The organism is Saprospira grandis str. Lewin (genome assembly GCF_000250635.1).
GTDB classification, from domain to species: domain Bacteria; phylum Bacteroidota; class Bacteroidia; order Chitinophagales; family Saprospiraceae; genus Saprospira; species Saprospira grandis.
This window is the reverse complement of record NC_016940.1, coordinates 628,252-646,450: the sequence shown is the minus strand read 5'-3', so window position 1 is coordinate 646,450 and position 18,199 is coordinate 628,252. Positions and strand designations below refer to the sequence as shown.

The 18,199-nt window shown below is 46.7% G+C and carries 19 protein-coding genes; 14 read left to right on the top strand and 5 right to left on the bottom strand.

From position 1 onward, the window contains the following. Positions 1-229 precede the first annotated feature (229 nt). Positions 230-1,081 (bottom strand): acetyl-CoA carboxylase, carboxyltransferase subunit beta, encoded by an 852-nt coding sequence (accD, locus tag SGRA_RS02775; RefSeq protein ID WP_014373631.1) that lies wholly within the window; start codon positions 1,079-1,081, stop codon positions 230-232. A 114-nt stretch (positions 1,082-1,195) separates the two neighbouring features. Further along, on the bottom strand, positions 1,196-2,521 hold the full coding sequence (gene rimO, locus SGRA_RS02770; RefSeq protein WP_014373630.1) for a 30S ribosomal protein S12 methylthiotransferase RimO: 1,326 nt from the start codon (positions 2,519-2,521) through the stop codon (positions 1,196-1,198). A gap of 363 nt (positions 2,522-2,884) precedes the next feature. On the opposite strand from rimO, the gene SGRA_RS02765 reads away from it, so the two are divergent. The 4 genes from SGRA_RS02765 (at position 2,885) to SGRA_RS02750 (ending at position 5,199) form a co-directional block, all read left to right on the top strand. Next, entirely contained in the window at positions 2,885-3,745 is an 861-nt protein-coding gene (locus SGRA_RS02765) for a DUF3298 and DUF4163 domain-containing protein (RefSeq protein WP_014373629.1), read from the top strand. Positions 3,746-3,919: 174 nt separating this feature from the next. Then, on the top strand, positions 3,920-4,321 hold the full coding sequence (locus SGRA_RS02760) for a DUF7793 family protein (RefSeq protein WP_014373627.1): 402 nt from the start codon (positions 3,920-3,922) through the stop codon (positions 4,319-4,321). 46 nt (positions 4,322-4,367) lie between these two features. Further along, entirely contained in the window at positions 4,368-4,778 is a 411-nt protein-coding gene (locus SGRA_RS02755) for a DUF7793 family protein (RefSeq protein ID WP_014373626.1), read from the top strand. A 7-nt stretch (positions 4,779-4,785) separates the two neighbouring features. After that, positions 4,786-5,199 carry a DUF7793 family protein gene (locus SGRA_RS02750; RefSeq protein ID WP_014373625.1) on the top strand — a complete coding sequence of 138 codons (414 nt, stop codon included), beginning with the start codon at positions 4,786-4,788 and terminating at the stop codon, positions 5,197-5,199. A gap of 439 nt (positions 5,200-5,638) precedes the next feature. Here the strand turns inward: SGRA_RS02750 and kbl are convergent, their stop codons facing one another. Beyond that, positions 5,639-6,826: a glycine C-acetyltransferase gene (kbl, locus tag SGRA_RS02745; RefSeq protein ID WP_014373622.1), complete on the bottom strand. Its 1,188-nt coding sequence runs from the start codon at positions 6,824-6,826 to the stop codon at positions 5,639-5,641. A gap of 4 nt (positions 6,827-6,830) precedes the next feature. Continuing rightward, positions 6,831-7,805: an NAD-dependent epimerase/dehydratase family protein gene (locus SGRA_RS02740; RefSeq protein WP_014373621.1), complete on the bottom strand. Its 975-nt coding sequence runs from the start codon at positions 7,803-7,805 to the stop codon at positions 6,831-6,833. A gap of 495 nt (positions 7,806-8,300) precedes the next feature. Here SGRA_RS02740 and SGRA_RS02735 point away from each other — a divergent pair, with 495 nt between their 5' ends. From SGRA_RS02735 to SGRA_RS02690, 10 genes are all read left to right on the top strand, one after another. Continuing rightward, a complete protein-coding gene (locus SGRA_RS02735; protein WP_014373620.1) occupies positions 8,301-8,879 on the top strand; it encodes an adenylate kinase in 579 nt (192 codons plus the stop codon). A gap of 235 nt (positions 8,880-9,114) precedes the next feature. After that, complete coding sequence (locus tag SGRA_RS02730; RefSeq protein WP_014373619.1) at positions 9,115-9,915, top strand: hypothetical protein; 801 nt, start codon at positions 9,115-9,117, stop codon at positions 9,913-9,915. A gap of 285 nt (positions 9,916-10,200) precedes the next feature. After that, positions 10,201-11,208: a GTPase ObgE gene (obgE, locus tag SGRA_RS02725; protein ID WP_014373618.1), complete on the top strand. Its 1,008-nt coding sequence runs from the start codon at positions 10,201-10,203 to the stop codon at positions 11,206-11,208. 1 nt (position 11,209) lies between these two features. Then, positions 11,210-11,716, top strand: a complete 507-nt coding sequence (locus SGRA_RS02720) for a DUF4199 domain-containing protein (RefSeq protein ID WP_041329454.1) — start codon at positions 11,210-11,212, stop codon at positions 11,714-11,716. An 11-nt stretch (positions 11,717-11,727) separates the two neighbouring features. Beyond that, entirely contained in the window at positions 11,728-12,327 is a 600-nt protein-coding gene (locus tag SGRA_RS02715; protein ID WP_014373616.1) for a DUF4199 domain-containing protein, read from the top strand. A gap of 16 nt (positions 12,328-12,343) precedes the next feature. Then, positions 12,344-13,354, top strand: a complete 1,011-nt coding sequence (locus SGRA_RS02710) for a glycosyltransferase family 2 protein (protein WP_014373615.1) — start codon at positions 12,344-12,346, stop codon at positions 13,352-13,354. 187 nt (positions 13,355-13,541) lie between these two features. Next, positions 13,542-14,825, top strand: a complete 1,284-nt coding sequence (gene eno / locus SGRA_RS02705; RefSeq protein WP_014373613.1) for a phosphopyruvate hydratase — start codon at positions 13,542-13,544, stop codon at positions 14,823-14,825. Positions 14,826-14,954: 129 nt separating this feature from the next. Then, complete coding sequence (locus SGRA_RS02700; RefSeq protein WP_014373612.1) at positions 14,955-15,680, top strand: S24 family peptidase; 726 nt, start codon at positions 14,955-14,957, stop codon at positions 15,678-15,680. 108 nt (positions 15,681-15,788) lie between these two features. After that, positions 15,789-16,028, top strand: a complete 240-nt coding sequence (locus tag SGRA_RS02695) for a hypothetical protein (RefSeq protein ID WP_014373611.1) — start codon at positions 15,789-15,791, stop codon at positions 16,026-16,028. Positions 16,029-16,209: 181 nt separating this feature from the next. Beyond that, positions 16,210-17,175 carry a hypothetical protein gene (locus SGRA_RS02690; RefSeq protein ID WP_014373610.1) on the top strand — a complete coding sequence of 322 codons (966 nt, stop codon included), beginning with the start codon at positions 16,210-16,212 and terminating at the stop codon, positions 17,173-17,175. 176 nt (positions 17,176-17,351) lie between these two features. On the opposite strand, the gene SGRA_RS02685 is transcribed toward SGRA_RS02690, so the two are convergent. Continuing rightward, positions 17,352-18,197, bottom strand: coding sequence for an anti-sigma factor (locus tag SGRA_RS02685; protein WP_014373609.1), 846 nt, complete (start codon positions 18,195-18,197; stop codon positions 17,352-17,354). Positions 18,198-18,199 lie beyond the last annotated feature (2 nt).

The window sequence follows — 18,199 nt, the reverse complement described above, 5'->3', positions numbered from 1 at the left end:
GTTGTTTTGGGGCCTCCGCCTCGCTTCGCTCCTCGGCGCTACGTTTCGCAGCTCGCTGTTCGCTCGGCCCTTCGCAGGCAAAGCCTGCTCGGTCTGGCCTTCGGCCACTGCTGCACATCGCTAGGCCTGCGGCGGCTTCGCCGCCTGTCCGCTGCAAATAGGGCCAAATAGAAAAGCCGCATACTCTAAGAGAGAGTATGCGGCTTTACATCATCTTTTCGCTAGGCGATTAGATTTTTTTAAAGAGGGTAAGGATATCGCCCACCTTATCTTTAAGATCTTTGCGTTCCACAATAAAATCGAGGAAGCCATTATGGAGAAGAGACTCTGCTCTTTGGAAGCCTTCGGGCAATTCCTTTACCTTAATCGTTTCTTTAACGATACGGGGGCCGGCAAAGCCAATCAGGGCGCCGGGTTCTGAGAAATTAAAGTCGCCCAACATAGCAAAAGAAGCCGTAACACCTCCAGTAGTGGGGTCGGTCATAAAAGAAAGGTAAGGCAAGCGGGCATCGGCCAACTGAGTAAGCTTAGCAGATACTTTGGCCATTTGCATGAGAGAGAAGGCTGATTCCATCATGCGGGCGCCACCAGACTTAGAGATAATCATGAAAGCGCAGCGGTGTTTGATACAGTAATCAATCGCCTTGGCAATTTTTTCGCCAGTTACAGCGCCCATAGAACCTCCAATAAAAGAGAAATCCATAGCGGCAATAACGAGGTCATTTTTTTGGACCTTTCCCTTGGCTACGCTAAGGGCATCGACTAGGCCTGTTTTTTTGCGGGCAGCCTCTAGCCGTTCGGTGTAGGGTTTAAGGTCTACAAAGTTGATAGAATCTACGGCGGCGATATTATCAAACAACTCCTTGTATTTTCCATCATCAAAGAAGAGTTCGAAGTAGTCGCCAGAGCCTAGGCGTTCATGATGATTACAGCTAGGGCAAACATAGAGATTTTCTCTAAGGTCTTTTACGGTAACCCGGTGTTGGCATTTTCCGCATTGGTGCCAAATACCTTCTGGGGCTTCTTTCTTTTCTCGGGTAGAGGTAGTAATACCTTTATTGTCTCTTTTAAACCAACTCATAGGCAATTCATTTTTCTTCGGTCAGGCCGATGGTTTTGGATGATCTGTGGTGCATCTATAGGATGCAAAAAGGAGAAGCCTTCCCCTAAACAATCGCTTGGGGGAAGGCTTATTTTATTTTTCTTTAGGAAGAATCTTTGCGAAGAGGTCGTATTCGGTAGCATCGGTAATTTCTACCCAGGCAAAGTCTCCAAGGCGAAGGTAGTCATTTTCTTGCATTTCGATAAGGACCTCATTATCTACTTCGGGAGAGTCGAACTCGCTACGGGCTACAAAGTAGCCACCTTCTATGCGGTCTACCAATACTTTGAGTTTTTGGCCAATTTTTTCTTGGTTCAGTTCAAAGGAAATGGCTTGTTGGGCCTGCATGAGGCGGTTGGCGCGTTCGGTTTTTACCTCAGGGCTAATGTTGTCTTCTAGTTGGTGGGCCAGGGTATTTTCTTCATGAGAGTATTGGAAAACGCCTACTCTTTCGAAGCGCATTTCTTCGATAAAGGCGAGTAGGTCTTCAAACTCTTCTTCGGTTTCGCCAGGGAAGCCGACGAGGAAAGTGGTGCGTACGGCAATGCCGGGCACTCGGCGGCGGGCTTCTTCAATGACCTCTTTGGTTCCTTGGCGATCGATTTGGCGGCGCATTCTTTTGAGCACCTCTGTATTGATATGTTGCAGGGGCATATCCAGATAATTACAGACTTTGGGTAATTCTCGGATAGCGTCAAAAACATCGCTGGGGAACTTAGAGGGATAGGCATAGTGTAGGCGGATCCATTCTAGGCCGTCAATATCATTGAGGGCCTGTAGGAGTTGAGCTAGGCGGCGTTCCTTATAAATATCGAGGCCATAGTAGGTAAGTTCTTGGGCGATCAGCATAATTTCCTTCACGCCATTTTTGACCAAGCCTTTTACCTCTTGGACCAAATCTTCGATAGGTTTAGAAATGTGTTTGCCACGCATAAGGGGGATAGCACAAAAAGAGCAGCTACGGTTACAGCCTTCTGAGATTTTGACATAGGCATAATGCGGGGGAGTCATGAGCATGCGTTCGCCTAATAAATCTTGGCGATAATCAGCCTCTAGTTTTTCGAGTAGGGCGGGGAGTTCTAGGGTACCAAAAAAGGCGTCTACTTCGGGGATTTCTTTTTGGAGATCCTCTTTATAGCGTTCGGAGAGGCAGCCCGTTACGTATAGCTTTTCGATATTGCCCTCTGCTTTTTCGTCGGCATAGGCGAGGATAGCATTGATAGATTCTTCTTTGGCTCTATCGATAAAGCCGCAAGTATTGATAATAATAATATCTGAATCATCCTCTTCGCTATCGTGGCTGACCTCAAAATCGTTGACGCGGAGTTGGTGCATAAGGATTTCAGAGTCGACCATATTTTTGGAGCAACCCATGGTGATCACATTGACCTTATCCTTTCCTATCTTTTTGGTTTTCATTCTCTTTTGTTCTAATTTTTGGCCCTAATTCCGATTAGGGTAGGCGCAAAGATAAAGAAGTTGAACGAAAATTGCCTTTGTTGGCCAACTTTTAGGCATTTTTGCGGGGCTCTTTTTTAGGGAACTTTAGTGGCCAGAAGTTTTTTTTTAGGGTAGGACATCGCAATTAGATGCTGCTGCGCCTTTATTTTTGGCGTTTTGCAGGCCCGAAGGGCCGCAGGCCTAGCGATGTGGAGCGGGTGGCCGAAGGCCAGACCGAAGCGCGCAGCGCTGAAGGGCCGAGCAGACCTGCGAGCCCCGCAACGTAGCGCCTGCCGCAGGCAGGAGGCCCCAAAAGAAGATTATACATTTAATACCATATATATGCGATATTTATTAGGAAGTTGTTGCTTGTTTTGCCTTTTTTTCGTGGCTTGTCAGTCAGATCAGCCGGCGGCGGTAGTGGACAGCAAGGCGAGTTTGGCGGTAGAGCGAGATGCTGGGCCGGGTTTTCAGTTGCAGGTTTCGGGAGATACGGCAGATTATGAGCAGGTGATTTTGGCCAGGGAGGTAGAGCCCTTTGGGGAGGAGGCGCAGGTGACGCAGATTCGTTTGAGTTATCCGAAGATTACGGATTTTAAGGCTGCGGAAGTGAAAGACAGCATCAATGCGGTGATTTATGAAATCATGTTGCTCAATGATGCGGGGGAGATTGCTTATGATAATTTGCAGCAGCGATTGGATGCTTTTATCCGGGAGTATGAGATGGCCAAGGAGGAGATGAAAAAGCAGTTAGTTTTGCCCAATCGTTGGACCTGTGAGGTAGAGATCAAGGTTGTTTTGAACAGCAATCGGATTTTATCTTTGCAATTGCATGAGGCCAACTTTACAGGGGGCGCTCATCCGAACAGCTACACCCGTTACTTCAACTTTGACTTGAAAACGGCCAAATTGCTGGCCTTAGAAGACATCTTTGTAGAGGGCTATCAGCAAGAACTATTGCAGACAGCCGAGCGATATTTTCGGATGGCTCGGGAGATTCCGGCAGACAAACCGATGGGAGAGACCGCTTATGAGTTTCCTTCGGGGCGTTTTTTATTGCCCAGGAACTTTGCTTTGGGGAAAACGGGCATTGCTTTTTGTTTTAATCCTTATGACATTGCGCCCTATTCTATGGGAACGATAGAATTTGAGTTGCCTTATCAGGCCATCTTGCCAATTTTGAGACAAGAGGCTGTTTTATAGCTGTTTTTTTAGCTATACAACTTGGGATCTGAGAAAACGGCTTTTTCTTTAGAAGAGTAGCCCAAAACGCAAACGGTTTTAGCGACAGTTTGCGTTTTGTAATTTAGGTCACAAAACTTTTTGGCTTGCCTGAAAAACATTAACTTTAAAGCCTAATAAATATCAACTGAAGTTATGGATGAGCTGCAAAAACTAGGAGAAACTCAAAACAGTGTGTTTTTTTTGAGTGTTGACGGCATTATTTATATTAAGACTGTGAATAGTATGCCTTTAACTAAGGAGGTAATGCAAGAAAACTTTGAATTGGTGCAAAAAATATCGCTTGATTTAGGTCGTCCGCTTAAGGTGTTTGCAGAGTCTTCTAAAATGCAACGTCTAAACCGTTGTGCTCGAGAGTATATGCGAAGCGAAGAGGCTAAGTCTTATGATCAATATGTTGTAGGCTCAGCTTTGTTGACCCCTAATCAGTTATCTAAGATGTTAGGGAATTTTATTATTGGATTGAGAAAGCAGGCTCGTCCAATAAAAGTTTTTACTAATGAAGTTGCAGCTCTAGACTGGTTAAAAGCGTTATAGAGTAATAAAATAAGTCTCCCCTAAGTATTTCCCCAATCTCAACAATATGCAAACTGAAAAAATAGGAGTAGCTGGCCCCACGCACTACTTCCAACGCCCCGATGGCATCATTTATACCGAAAGTTTTGAGCCCACAGTGGTGACTAAAGAGGTGTTTATCGCCAATTTTGAGTTTATTAAAAAGATTGCTTCTGAAAAGAAGGAACCCGTCAAACTCCTCATCAATTTTACGCAGGCAAATAAGCTGGATAAAGAAGCCAAGGCCCTTATCAAAAGTAGTTACCTCAATGATAATTACGGGCAATATATAGAGGCCGTGGCCCTACTCACCAATAGCCGATTATCCACTCTTATTGGCAACTTTATGGTCGGTATTAGTAAAAAAGGGCCCAATAAATACCCTATCAAAATATTTATGGCGGTCCCCAAGGCCGTTAAATGGCTAGACCAATTATAAGGCAGTTATGAACTTGAAGGAACTTGGCCAAGTTGGCCCAACCATTTATTACCTCCGAAAAGACGGTGTTATACATACCGTAACCACCGACCCTCAAGCCATACAGCTTGATCTGATGATCGCTAACTTTGAGTTTATCAAGCAACTCGCTATAGAAAGAAAACAAGCGTTGCGCATGCTCACGGACTTTAGCGGTAGCCAAAAAATGGGTAAGGCGGAAAGAGATTTTCTCAAAAGTGAACAAATGAAAACTTATGCGCCTTATATCTTGGGCACAGCTTTGGTCACCCCCAATTTCCTTTCTCGAATGATTGGCAATTTTGTCATGAGTGTGAGCACAAATAATCATAATGTAAAATTGTTTGGCCAAGAAGAGCAGGCTGTGCACTGGCTGCTCCAACTCCCAAGCAGAATTGTCTAAGCCTAGCCGCCCTGCAGCTAAAAAAATGCAGTAGGTGCACAAAATGAAGGTTTTGGGGCTGCCCCTTCGGCCCGCTGGGCCTGCGGGTCGGGCTGTGCCGCAGCTCGCAGCTCTGCTCGGCCCTGCAGGCCTTTTCGCTTCGCAAAAAAGGCCTTGGGTCTGCCGCCTTCGGCGGCCCTGCTATCCATCCCTCAGCCGAGGCGCTGCGCGCCCTTCGCAATTGGACCAAATATTTAGGTTTTGCAGGGCCGAAGGCCCGCAGGCCTAGGGATGGTAACTGCTGGCCGTAGGCCAGACCGAGCTTTTGAGCGAAGCGAAAAAGCGATGGGCCGAGCGAACAGCGAGCCAGTGCACAGCCCGGCCGCCGAAGGCGGCAGGCCCCAAAAGAAAAAGGTCCAAAACAGCAGTTCTGGACCTTTCTCCTTATAGCCAATTGCCATTAGATGACCTCTAAGGCTTTGCCCACTTTAGTAAAGGCAGCAATGGCTTTTTCTAGTTGCTCTTGGCTGTGCCCCGCCGACAACTGCACCCGAATGCGGGCCTTGCCTTTGGGCACCACAGGATAGAAAAACCCGATCACATAAATGCCTTCTTCTAGAAGTTGGCTGGCCATTTTTTGGGCCAAAACGGCATCATAAAGCATAATAGGGACGATAGGGTGGTCGCCAGGAATGATATCGAAGCCAGCCTTGGTCATTTCCTCACGGAAAAAGCGGGTGTTTTCCTCTAGGCGGTCTCTCAATTCCGTAGATTCCATCAATAAATCGAGGGCCTTAATAGAAGCGCCAACGATAGAAGGGGCCACCGTATTAGAAAAGAGGTAGGGGCGAGAGCGCTGGCGCAGCAGGTCCACAATTTCTTTGCGAGCGGCGGTAAATCCACCAGAAGCGCCACCTAGGGCCTTGCCCAAAGTGCCCGTAATGATGTCTATACGGCCCATAACATTGCAGTACTCATGGGTTCCACGGCCAGTTTTGCCCAAAAACCCTGTAGAATGGCATTCGTCAATCATGACCATAGCGCCGTATTTATCGGCTAGATCGCAAATTTTGTCTAGTTGGGCAATGGTGCCATCCATAGAGAAAGAGCCATCGGTAACGATCAGTTTGCGGCGGCAATTGGCGGCGGCCTGCAACTGCTTTTCTAGCTCCTCCATATTATTGTGCAGGTAGCGGAAGCGCTGGGCCTTACAAAGGCGAATGCCGTCAATAATAGAGGCATGGTTGAGTTGATCGGAAATAATGGCGTCTTCCTTGCCCAAAAGGGGTTCAAAAACGCCCCCATTGGCATCAAAAGCGGCTGCATAGAGGATACTATCTTCAGTACCTAGAAATTCGGCAATTTTTTGCTCCAATTCGCGGTGAATATCTTGGGTGCCACAAATAAAACGGACCGAAGAAAGGCCATAACCACGTTGGTCGATAGCATCTTTAGCCGCCTGAATGAGTGCGGGATGCGAGGAAAGGCCAAGGTAGTTATTGGCGCAGAAGTTGAGCACATCGCCAGCTTCTTGGGTATGAATTTGGGCAGCTTGCACACTATCAATAATCCGCTCGCTTTTCCAAAGGCCAGCATCTTTAATGTCTTGAATTTCGGCTTCAAAGCCAGCTTTTACATTATCGTACATAAATTTAGAGGAATTGAGTCTCGTTATAATTCGGTTTCTTGCGCTTTTGCAGCTGTTCAATCATATCTTTGGTCATGCTGCTTAGGTCATATTCTTCTTGCCAGCCCCAATCTTTTCGGGCTAGGCTATCATCAATATTCTCGATCCAAGAATCGGCAATGGCCTGACGAAAATCGGGCGTATAGCTAATACTAAAATCGGGAATATGCAATTGAATTTCGGCGGCAATTTCGGCGGGGGTAAAGCTCATGGCCTGTAAGTTATAGGCATAATGGATAGACAGTTGGTCCAAGGGGGCCTCCATTAGTTCCAAAGTGGCCCGAATAGCGTCGGGCATATACATCATAGGCAGTTTGCTATCGGCCCGCAAAAAGCAGTCGAAATGTTCGCCATTAACGGCTTTATGGAAAATATCCACGGCATAATCGGTGGTTCCTCCGCCAGGCATAGATTGATAGCTAATCAGGCCGGGGTAGCGAATCCCTCGCACATCGATTTGGAACTTATCAAAATAGTAATTGGCCAAATCTTCGCCCACCTTCTTAGTAATGCCATACATAGTAGAAGGTTCAAGGGGGGGGAACTGCGGGGTATTTTGCTTGGGCGTGCGTCCGCCAAAAACCGCAATAGAGCTGGGGTGAAAAATTTTGCGAATCCCTGTATTTTGGGCCAGCTGCAGCACATTGAGAAAGCCCTGCATATTCACATTCCAGGTCAGCATCGGGTTTTCTTCTCCCTTAGCAGAAAGCAGGGCGGCTAGATGGTAAATTTGGCTCACCTTGTACTTCTGAACAATTTCGCCCATGCGTTTGGCATCTAGCACATTGAGTTGTTCAAAATGCCCAATAATCGTTTGTCGAGGAGCCTGTAAATCGGAGCAAATGACGTTGGCTATGCCATAAATTTGGCGTAGTTCTTCGGCCAGTACACTTCCAATTTGGCCATTGGCTCCAGTAATTAAAATGACTTCTTTGCCCATAGTTGTTATATAGTAGCTGGTTTGAAATAATAAGGTTTGGGGGCGTTACTCCCTTTGGTCGTCGAAGACGAACTAAAGTTCTTGTTGTCCTTGCGCAGCTTGCTGCTGTTTTGGGGCCTCCTGCCTGCGGCAGGCGCTACCTTCCGCAGCTCGCAAGCCTGCTCGGCCCTTCAGCCCTTCGGGCTTCGGTCTGGCCTTCGGCCACTGCTACACATCGCTAGGCCAAATGGCGCCGGGCCAGAAACTAGGCCTTAAAAGCGCAAAATAGAGCTTGGGCTCAAATTATTGCTTTTTTAGCAAAGCTTAAAGCCTAAAAATCAAAGAATATTTTTTTGTTAAACCGCAGTTTTGTAGATATATATTTTTATATATAGCTAAAGGGCAGCTGCTTAGGGCCTTATATAGAACAACTTATACTTTTAGGGGGTTAATTAGCTGGAAAGCCTTATCTTTGGGGAGAAAAACATCTTTACCTATATTTTACGCAAAAATATTATGCTAAATCTCATTTTATTTGGCCCTCCCGGTAGCGGAAAAGGCACCCAAGCTGCAAAATTGGTAGAACGCTATGGTCTTTTGCACATTTCTACGGGAGACCTCTTTCGCTCAGAAATTAAAAATGAAACGCCCCTAGGGCTAGAAGCCAAGTCTTATATTGATAAAGGCGCCTTGGTTCCGGACCAAGTGACCATTAACATGTTGGCCAAAAAAATGGGCGAGCATCCCGAGGCCAAAGGCGTTATCTTTGATGGCTTTCCTCGCACAGTAGCGCAAGCCGAGGCCCTAGATGAGTTGTTAACTCAAAAAGGTACAGCAGTAAGTCAATTGCTTTCCTTAGAAGTGGAGGAAGCAGAAATCGTGAAGCGCCTACTTGCCCGTGGCAAAGAATCTGGCCGTAGCGATGACCAAGACGAAAGCATTATCCAAAACAGAATTGCGACCTACAAAGCACAAACTACTCCTGTTGCCGACTATTATGCGGGCCAAGAAAAAACCCAAAAAGTAGCCGGTATGGGCAGCATTGAAGAAATTTTTGAGCGCCTTTGCACTAAAATTGATGCTGTTTTGGTGTAAAATCCAAAGTTTTTTGTTTTTTAGTAAACGGTTTAGCGCAAAGTTTTAGAACTTTGAACTAACAGACAAGCCCCAGCAACAAACTGCGGGCTTGTCTGTTTTACTTTTTTGGGACGGAAGTGGTACTGCCTGCTGTTCCCATTCACTCATTTTATGAGTACTTTAGCAAACAGTTCTTCGCTTCACCTCATTAAGAAGTATCATTTAACACCCATACCTTAAGATTTTTAAACTTATGTACTACCGCCTGTCCCTCTTGGCAGAAGACCGGATAGAAATGCCTGGCCCCTCACATTTTATTGACGCCAATGCCGCTGTCCTCAGACTATTTGAAACCGCAGAAGACAATGTTGTCTACGAAATGGTGGAAAAATATGTGCGCGATGCCTTCGACACAGAAGACTTTGAATTGCTGGTCCAAAATATTCAGACCTTTGCCAAACGCTCAGACCAAGACGAGTTTGAACGTTTAATGCAATTACTGGCCGATGACCACTGGAAAACTATCCAGGAAAAGGGCTTTCAGGCCCTGCCTGCAGAAGCTACTGAAAATGCCTCAGGCTATTGGTATCTGACCAACATTATGGGCGGCGCTCGCCCCGATCGCGTTCAGCCCAAAGAGGCTTTGCGCATCCAGTTTGAAGTGGAAGGAAATGGGGAAGACCCATTATTTACCGCTGATGATACAGGCCGCTATGGCGACCTCTATCCCTTTGCTGTTCGAGCATTGCTAGATGCCTCTGCTGCAGAAGGCAAAATTGGCGACTATGAACTCACTGGCCCTTTGGTTACTTACTTTGAAAAACTCAAGGAGTCAGAAAAAACAGCCTTGCCAAGCAATGAGCCCTTTGACTTTGGTAGCTTTGGAGATGATGCCTATGGTGTGGTCTTTGGCGCCCAACTAATTCATGGCCCTGCTGATAATGCCGATGGTGTAGAAACGGCTATCTATGAGTTTATTGTAGACCCGAACTGGTTGGCTGGCCCCCTTAAAAAGGAATGTCAAACTTATGCCTTCTCTGAATTTGGAGAATAAGCAAATGAAGTACTACATATAAGCTGAAAGCGCCTGAGCTAAACTGCTCAGGCGCTTTCCTTTTTGGCCCAATGGCTTTATGCTAAAAAAAGTAAGGGCTTTTTAGTAGTTTTGCAGCAAGAAAAGAGCCAGGCCCTTTTGGCCTAGCGATGTGTAGGGGGGCGGCGCAGCCGCAGACCAAGGCCGTCAGGCCGCAGGGCCGAGCGAGCAGCGAGCCCCGAAACGTAGCGCCGCAAGGCGAAGCCGCAGCGGAGGCCCCAAAAAAAAGAAAATTAAAAAAGAACAATGGCAGATAGTCCAAACTTTATAGATCATGTGAAAATGCATTGCCGCTCAGGTGCTGGGGGCAATGGTTCTGTACACTTTTATCGCGATAAATTGACCTCTAAAGGGGGACCCGATGGGGGCGATGGTGGCCGTGGTGGCCATATTATTTTGAAGGGAAACAAGCAACTTTGGACCTTGTTGCCGCTCAAATATATGAAGCATGTGATTGCTTCGGCAGGGCAGCCCGGTAGCGGTAGCCGCTCTTCTGGCGCCAATGGAGAAGATATTATTTTGGAGGTGCCTTTGGGGACCATTGCCAAAGATGTGGAAACAGGCGAAATTGAGGCCGAAATTACAGAAGATGGGCAGACCTATATTTTGTTGGCTGGTGGACATGGCGGAAAAGGCAACTGGCACTACCGCTCGGCCACCAACCAAACGCCCCAATATGCCTCTCCAGCTGGAGAAGGTAAGGAAGCCTGGAAAATTTTGGAGCTGAAAGTCTTGGCCGATGTAGGCCTGGTGGGCTTCCCGAATGCTGGAAAATCTACCCTTTTATCGGTGCTTTCTGCGGCCAAACCCAAAATTGCCAACTATCCATTTACTACTTTGGTGCCCAACCTTGGGGTGGTCTCTTATCGAGACAACCGCTCTTTTGTCATGGCCGATATTCCTGGAATTATTGAGGATGCGCATAAAGGAAAGGGCATTGGTCACCGATTCTTGCGCCATATTGAGCGCAATGCGGTGCTCTTGTTTATGATTCCGGGCGATGCCGAAGATATTAAGGAGGAGTACCGGATTTTGCTCAATGAGTTGAAGAGTTATAATCCAGAACTACTCGATAAGCCTCGTCTTTTGGCCATTTCTAAGTCAGATTTGCTCGATGAAGAGCTCAAAGAATGGATCAGGGCCGAATTGCCCAAAGATTTGGAGACCCTCTTTATTTCTTCTGTGGCCCAAAAAGGCCTGCAAGAACTCAAGGATAAATTGTGGCAAATTATGAATATTAGTATAGAGGAGTAGTATGAAAAAATCACAGCTATACGGTTTGCTAGGAGGGTTTATTTCCTCTGCAGCCTTAGCCGTTTTGTATGTAACCGACAAAAATTATTTGTTGGAGGGTTATGAAAAGCTAAGTTGGCTCATCATCTGGGCCGCTTGCTTTATTGCGGTGGCGCAGGAACGCTCGGCCAAAGAAGACCAATTTATTGGCTTTTATGAGGCCCTACGACCCGCTTTTCAGACCTTTGTCTATGCCTATGTGATCAAGACAATTTTTATTTACCTTCTTTTTGTGTACATAGACCCCGATTTGCTGGAGCTCTCTAAGCAAAAGGCAATAGAAATTTTTATTGAGCACAAACCCGCCGAAGAACCTCAAGAAATTTTTAATGGGCGACTAGAAGCCTATAAAAAAGAGTATTTTGGACCAAGGCTTTTTGATTTGGGCATTATGCTAGAAGTCATTCTGGGCTTTGTTCTCTCGGCTATTACGGCCTTTCTGATGCGCCGCGATCGCCCTGATTATTAAATGCTATAACTATGACCAAAAATGTATTGAGCTGGGGCCAAATTGCTAAACAAGCGGCCTATTTGGGTTCCCTAACTGGACTAGGCTATTTTGTTGGAATTACCCTCATGCATTGGGCGGGTATGGGCCTAGGCGACTGGATTAATTGGGTCTATAGAATTGCCGTGATTACCGCAATTATCTGGACCATTATGGCCCTGCGCCTGCGTTACCCCAATGGCCTCTCTTTCCTTAAAGCCTATTCAGCAGGCCTAATGGCGTCCTCCGTTTTGGGCCTTTGGATGCTGATTTCTGCTTTTTTGTTTTATGGCCAAATTGCGCCCGATTATCTCAAAGAGTATGAGGCCTTTTACCAAAGAAACCGAGAAGTACAGATGTACCAAACCCAATACAAAAAGACCAATGCCGAATTAGAGGAGGAGGAAACGAGCAGGGCGCTAACGGCCCAAGATAGCCTCATTGTCCAAAAAGGCTTGGAGAAACATATGGAAGGTACTGCCTATTTCTTTAGCGTTTCTGGCCAAGCCGTGATCAACCTAATTTATAGCCTCGTCTGGGGCCTACTCGTTAGCCTCCCCATCGCCTATATGTCGATGTCTAAAAAAGAATAGCCCTAAACTTAAGCTTATGCTATCTTCAAAGAAGGTCCAATATCCTTACGATATTTCTATTGTGGTCCCACTCCTCAATGAGGAAGAGTCTCTGGCCGAATTGGCCTCCTGGATTCGTACGGTCCTGCAAGAACATAAACTGAGCTACGAAATTATCTTTATCGATGATGGAAGTAGCGATTCTTCCTGGTCGGTTATCCAACAATTGGCCCAAGAACAAGCCTGCATCCGCGGCCTGCGCTTCCGCCGAAATTATGGCAAATCCGCCGCCCTCAATACGGGCTTCCAATATGCCCAAGGCGAGGTGGTGGTCACTATGGACGCCGATCTGCAAGATTCTCCCGACGAACTGCCCGAACTCTACAAAATGATCGTAGAAGATCGCTTTGATTTGGTTTCTGGCTGGAAGAAAAAACGCTACGATCCGCTCTCCAAAACAATTCCAACCAAAATCTATAATGGGGTGACCCGCCTGATGAGCGGCATCCACCTCAATGATATGAATTGTGGCCTCAAAGCTTACCGCAATGATGTGGTCAAAACTGTAGAGGTTTATGGCGAAATGCACCGCTATATTCCCGTCATCGCCAAGGCTTCAGGCTTCGATAAAATTGGCGAAAAAGTGGTCCGCCATTACCCCCGCAAACATGGGGTAACCAAATTTGGCATGAACCGCTTTATTAACGGCCCCCTCGACCTGCTTTCGATCATTTTTATCAGCCGATTTAGCAAAAAACCCATGCACTTTTTTGGTACCATGGGCCTGCTTTCCTTCTTTATCGGCTTCCTCATTTTAGCCTATCTCAGCATCGTCAAGCTGCTTTATTCCGAATATGGCATGACGGATCGCCCCATTTTTTATCTGGGCATTCTCTCGGTCATCCTCGGGAGCCAGCTTTTTCTTACGGGCTTTTTGGCCGAATTGGTGGCCCGCTCGGCTCCCAATCGCAACCAATACGCCATCTGGGAATACCTCCAAATTAAAAAGAAGAAAGAGGAGGACGATAATGAAGAAGATGATGATTAGGGGCCTCCGCTGCGGCTTCGCCTTGCGGCGCTACGCTTCAGGGCTCGCAGGTCTGCTCGGCCCTGCGGCCTGACGGCCTTGGTCTGCGGCTTCGCCGCCCCCTTTCGCATCGCTAGGCCATTTGGACCAGCTTCTTGCTCAAACATGATAATAATCCCTACTTATTCAATTTATAAAATACAGATATATGCTTATTCAGGATATTTTCGCCCGCGAATTGCTCGATTCTAGAGGAAACCCTACTGTAGAGGTAGAGGTGGTTACAACCAACGGCATTGTCGGCCGTGCAATGGTCCCTTCTGGTGCTTCTACCGGTAAGCATGAGGCCGTTGAATTACGCGACCAAGATCCCGACCGCTATATGGGCAAGGGCGTGCAGCAGGCCTGCCAAAATATTAGAGGCCCAATTACAGAAGCCCTCCTCGGCTTCAATGTTTTTGAGCAAAAAGCCATTGACGAAATCTTGATTGCCCTCGATGGTACGCCCAACAAAAGCCGCCTAGGCGCCAATGCTATTTTAGGCGTTTCTTTGGCCGTGGCCCGTGCTGGCGCTCAAGAATCTGGCTTGCCACTTTACCGCTATATCGGTGGTTTGGGCGCAGACCAAATGCCCGTTCCCATGATGAATATCCTCAATGGAGGTTCTCATGCCGATAACTCAATCGATATCCAAGAGTTTATGGTGATGCCCGTTGGCGCAACTAGCTTTGCCGAAGCCCTACGCATGGGGACCGAGGTCTTCCACCAACTCAAAAAGGTCCTTAAGGCCAAAGGCCATTCTACTAATGTAGGCGATGAGGGCGGCTTTGCCCCCAACCTTGGCTCTAATGAAGAAGCTATCGAAACGGTCTTGGAGGCTATTTATGCCGCTGGCTACGAGCCCGGCCGCGATTTCTTTATCGCCCTAGATGCCGCCGCTTCTGAGTTTTATATTGAAGAAGAAGGCGTTTACCACTTCCACCAATCTACTGGACAAAAATTGACCACCGAAGAAATGGTCGATTTCTGGGCCGAATGGGTAGAAAAATATCCTATCGCCTCTATTGAAGATGGCCTCTTTGAAGATGATTGGGAGGGCTGGCAATTGCTGACCGAGCGCCTAGGCCATATGGTCCAATTGGTGGGCGACGATTTGTTTGTGACCAATACCGAACGCCTAGCTAGAGGAATTGTAGAAGGTTGCGCCAACTCAATCCTTATTAAGGTAAACCAAATTGGTACGCTTACCGAAACCCTAGATGCTATCCGTATGGCTCAACGCCAAGGCTATACTGCCGTAATTAGCCACCGCTCTGGAGAAACAGAAGATACCACGATTGCCGATTTGGCCGTAGCCCTAGCCACAGGCCAAATTAAAACCGGTTCGGCTTCTCGCTCAGACCGTGTCGCTAAATATAACCAACTACTCCGCATTGAGGAAGAATTAGGCGAACAGGCCGATTATCTAGGCCGTGCCGCCCTGAAGTTCTAATTGTAAAACAAATAGTTGTTTTAAAAGCCTCCGTTAGGGGGCTTTTTTTATTTAATTGAAACAAATCGTTTGTTTTTGCGTAAAAAAGGGCTGTAGGTTTATTTCTTAATTACCAAAAATCAGCAGCCTATGCAGGAAGAAAAAGGGCGGGATGCGCTCCATCAGCGCTTTAAAGAGGTCTTTGCCCTCTTGGAGCAGAACGAGCAGATTGTGCGGCGACATCGGGAGAAGGGCTTTTCGGCTTTGGCCGAGCAGCTATTTGGCGACCGACGTTACGGCAGTCTGCTCAACCAATTTTTACAGGATAAGCGGCAAATTAGCTTTGAACAAGCGCAAAAGTTTGCCCAAATTTACGGCCTCAATGAGGCCTATTTACTGTTCGGAGAAGGGCCCATTTTTGAAAAGGCCCATGAACGCTCCCTAACGGGAAATGCCCAGTTTATTGGGGGACAAAGAGGTAATATTCTATTCTCTAACATCGAAGCCCTGGCCTCTTCAGCCATTGATGTAGATTTGCGAGAGGAAAACCAATGGTTTTCTATCCCAGGCCTAACTGGCCAAGATTATGTTGCCTTTTATATTAGTGGAAACTCTATGAGCCCCACTATTGCCGCTGGAGATATGGTGATTTGCCGCCCAATCGAAAGCTTTGAATACATTCAGGATAATGAGGTCTATGCCTTGGTCCTTCAAAATGCCGTACACGTAAAAAGAGTGCAAAAAATTTATGAAAAGAGTAAGCTCAAACAGCTCAAACTCATTTCAGATAACCATTTGGAGCATGACCCTTTTTATATCGATTTGCCCGAACTGCGTAAACTACTCAAAGTAGAACGCAAACTCTCTAGCTTATAAGTTCGTCTCTAGCCTCCGCTTAGGAGGCTTTTTTTGATAAAAATGCAAACTATTGAACTTATTTTAAGGACCAAAGCTTTTAAGAAGAACTCATTTAAAACTAAGAATATGGCGTTTATTGTGCAAGCAGTAGAAGGAAAAGAAAATTTGCTACGTCTTTTATTAGAAAACTTGAATCTAGTGGCTAGCGTAGAGGAGCAAAATAAAGAAGATTGGGCAAAAGAATTGACGGCAGAACAGCTTGATTTATTGGTTAAAAGTCAAAAAGAATTGCTGCAGGGAGAGCAAGTCCATTCGGTAGATCTACGGGCAAGCTCTAAGGCTTTTTTTGAGGCCAAGGCTCTCTAGCTTAGAAAACTGTGTTTTAGATAAATATAATGCGCTTATCTTTCAGCGAGATAAGGAGCAAATAAGAGTTGTATTATTGATTAACAATCGTTCTGACTGGGACTATTAAGTTGCTCAATAGGTTTTAGCCTCCGCTTAGGAGGCTTTTTTTTGTACCTTAAGGGAGCTAAAATAAAGAAATATGTGGTTTGAACAACTATTTGGCTTTGCCGAGCAAAAGCCTGCAAAAACAAGGGCCAATTTTCGCCTAGATGGGGAGTATTTGGAGTCTTTAGTAAATGGAAAACGCTATGCTTGGGGCCGTTTAGCATGCCCTAGCTTGGCCGATTTAAGAGCTCGGGCGCAGCCTTGCGCTAGTCCTGGCCCACTAAAGTTGTCTGAATTAGTGGGAGATGTACAGCAATTGCATATAAAAGAGGAAGCCGATGGCCTATTTCAAGTAGCGTCTCAGTTTAATTTACTAGAAATGGCCCGTCCTAGTCTGCGGCCAGAAGATGGCATTGGCATTTATGAGTATGACCGTACGCAGGGACCCGCTGCGGCTATTGCTTGTGGGGCGGGAACGGTTTACCGCAATTATTTTGTCCCTATGGAACAGCAATTGGGGCAAACTGCAGGGCAACAACTAAACATGATTGCCGATCTTTTGACGGCCCTAAATTGTGAAGATTATCAATACCAAAATGGCTATTTGTTTATGGAAAAGGCCAGCTTGCTCAAAGTTAATGAGCAACTGGCCCAATTATCTACTGCCGAAAAGGAGGCGCTTAAAGGAAAATTGAGAGTAGGTGTACAGTGGCGGGCGGAGGTCACTTTGAGCAGCGAAAAAAAGCGCCAAAGTCAGATTTATGCTTCTGCCTTGCCTATTGCTTACTCTGCTTTGGCCCAAGAAGATTGGCAGCCCTTGGCCCAACTAATTTTATCGGCTAGTTATGAGATGAGCTTTTATTTGGCCCTAGAAAATTGGCAAAAACATGGAAATTCCCGTCTGTATCTGACCCTTTTGGGGGCAGGGGTTTTTGGAAACCCCTTGCCTTGGGTTTTAGCGGCTATTGAGGAGGCCAAAACAAAGTTTATCAATTGTCCACTAGAGGTAAAAGTTGTGAGTTATGGGCAGGCTAATCCCGCTTTGCAATCGCTCTTCTAGGGCGCAAAAAAGCCCCTGCAATTTTGCAGGGGCTTTTTTGTTTTTCATGGCCTAGCGATGTGCAGCAGTGGCCCGAAGGGCCAGACCCAGCCGCTGAAAGCGGCGCAGGGCCGAGCAGAGCTGCGAGCTGCGAAACGTAGCGCCCGCCGCAGGCGGGAGGCCCCAAAAAATGAGTATTATCCTACTGGCGCCATAGTCACCATAGCTTCTAGGGTAGGCGAGGCGCTACCGCCTTTGGGCTCAATAGTGATGGCAAAAGCCTGTGGTTGAAGCACAGACTTCATGGGCAAAATGCTTCCTTTTTTGGCTTCATTGGGCAAAACGCCCAAATCGACGGCTTTGCCCTTGACGATTGCCCAAAGTTGATAGGATTGATTATCGGGAAGCTTAGGCAATTGGCCAGCCAGCAAATAAGTTTGTTGGGCCTGCGGGTTCCAGAAAATCGTAGCTCGTTTATCGGGATGGCCCTCTGTACCAGGCAGTTCTAGGCGTTCTAGGGCGGGCTGACTGAGGATATTTCTTTCTTCCTCGCAGGCCAAAAGCAGCGCATTTAGGCTATCAACATCTTTTGTTAAGCCTGTTTGCTGATTTTTTTGCTCTTCCAAATGGCCTAGCAGCTTTTCTTTCTCTGCTTTCTGTGTAAAATACATGCAGCTGGCCAGTCCAAGGCCCATAGACAGGCCCAAAGAGAGCAACCAAGGCAACTGCATCATCCAATGAAAGGGCGATGAGGGCGCGAGATTAGCGGTATTTGCCTTAGGCGTGGGCATTGCTTGTTGATCGACTGCCTGCGGTCCTTTGGGCGGCAATTGATTTAAAATTTGTTGTTTAAGTTCGGGAGGAGGGGGCGTGCTTTCGGCCGCAGCCAAAAGTTCTAGGCCCTCTTCTATGCTGTTTAGCTCTTGGCGAAGCTGCGGATATTCTGCTAAAAGCCCCTCTATTTCTAGATTATCTTCTTCAGAAGTGAGGCCCAGTGCATACTCTTCCAGAATGCCAGATGCTATATATTTTTGGATATCCACGC

Excerpts from the sequence above, each read along its gene's own strand:
- SGRA_RS02765 (WP_014373629.1), top strand. The coding sequence starts at position 2,885 with ATGCGATATTTATTAGGAAGTTGTTGCTTGTTTTGCCTTTTTTTCGTG.
- SGRA_RS02755 (WP_014373626.1), top strand. The coding sequence starts at position 4,368 with ATGCAAACTGAAAAAATAGGAGTAGCTGGCCCCACGCACTACTTCCAA.
- SGRA_RS02700 (WP_014373612.1), top strand. The coding sequence starts at position 14,955 with ATGCAGGAAGAAAAAGGGCGGGATGCGCTCCATCAGCGCTTTAAAGAG.
- SGRA_RS02730 (WP_014373619.1), top strand. The coding sequence starts at position 9,115 with ATGTACTACCGCCTGTCCCTCTTGGCAGAAGACCGGATAGAAATGCCT.
- SGRA_RS02710 (WP_014373615.1), top strand. The coding sequence starts at position 12,344 with ATGCTATCTTCAAAGAAGGTCCAATATCCTTACGATATTTCTATTGTG.
- eno (WP_014373613.1), top strand. The coding sequence starts at position 13,542 with ATGCTTATTCAGGATATTTTCGCCCGCGAATTGCTCGATTCTAGAGGA.
- SGRA_RS02715 (WP_014373616.1), top strand. The coding sequence starts at position 11,728 with ATGACCAAAAATGTATTGAGCTGGGGCCAAATTGCTAAACAAGCGGCC.
- SGRA_RS02690 (WP_014373610.1), top strand. The coding sequence starts at position 16,210 with ATGTGGTTTGAACAACTATTTGGCTTTGCCGAGCAAAAGCCTGCAAAA.
- SGRA_RS02760 (WP_014373627.1), top strand. The coding sequence starts at position 3,920 with ATGGATGAGCTGCAAAAACTAGGAGAAACTCAAAACAGTGTGTTTTTT.
- SGRA_RS02720 (WP_041329454.1), top strand. The coding sequence starts at position 11,210 with ATGAAAAAATCACAGCTATACGGTTTGCTAGGAGGGTTTATTTCCTCT.
- obgE (WP_014373618.1), top strand. The coding sequence starts at position 10,201 with ATGGCAGATAGTCCAAACTTTATAGATCATGTGAAAATGCATTGCCGC.
- accD (WP_014373631.1), bottom strand. The coding sequence starts at position 1,081 with ATGAGTTGGTTTAAAAGAGACAATAAAGGTATTACTACCTCTACCCGA.
- SGRA_RS02750 (WP_014373625.1), top strand. The coding sequence starts at position 4,786 with ATGAACTTGAAGGAACTTGGCCAAGTTGGCCCAACCATTTATTACCTC.
- SGRA_RS02740 (WP_014373621.1), bottom strand. The coding sequence starts at position 7,805 with ATGGGCAAAGAAGTCATTTTAATTACTGGAGCCAATGGCCAAATTGGA.
- SGRA_RS02735 (WP_014373620.1), top strand. The coding sequence starts at position 8,301 with ATGCTAAATCTCATTTTATTTGGCCCTCCCGGTAGCGGAAAAGGCACC.
- SGRA_RS02695 (WP_014373611.1), top strand. The coding sequence starts at position 15,789 with ATGGCGTTTATTGTGCAAGCAGTAGAAGGAAAAGAAAATTTGCTACGT.
- kbl (WP_014373622.1), bottom strand. The coding sequence starts at position 6,826 with ATGTACGATAATGTAAAAGCTGGCTTTGAAGCCGAAATTCAAGACATT.
- rimO (WP_014373630.1), bottom strand. The coding sequence starts at position 2,521 with ATGAAAACCAAAAAGATAGGAAAGGATAAGGTCAATGTGATCACCATG.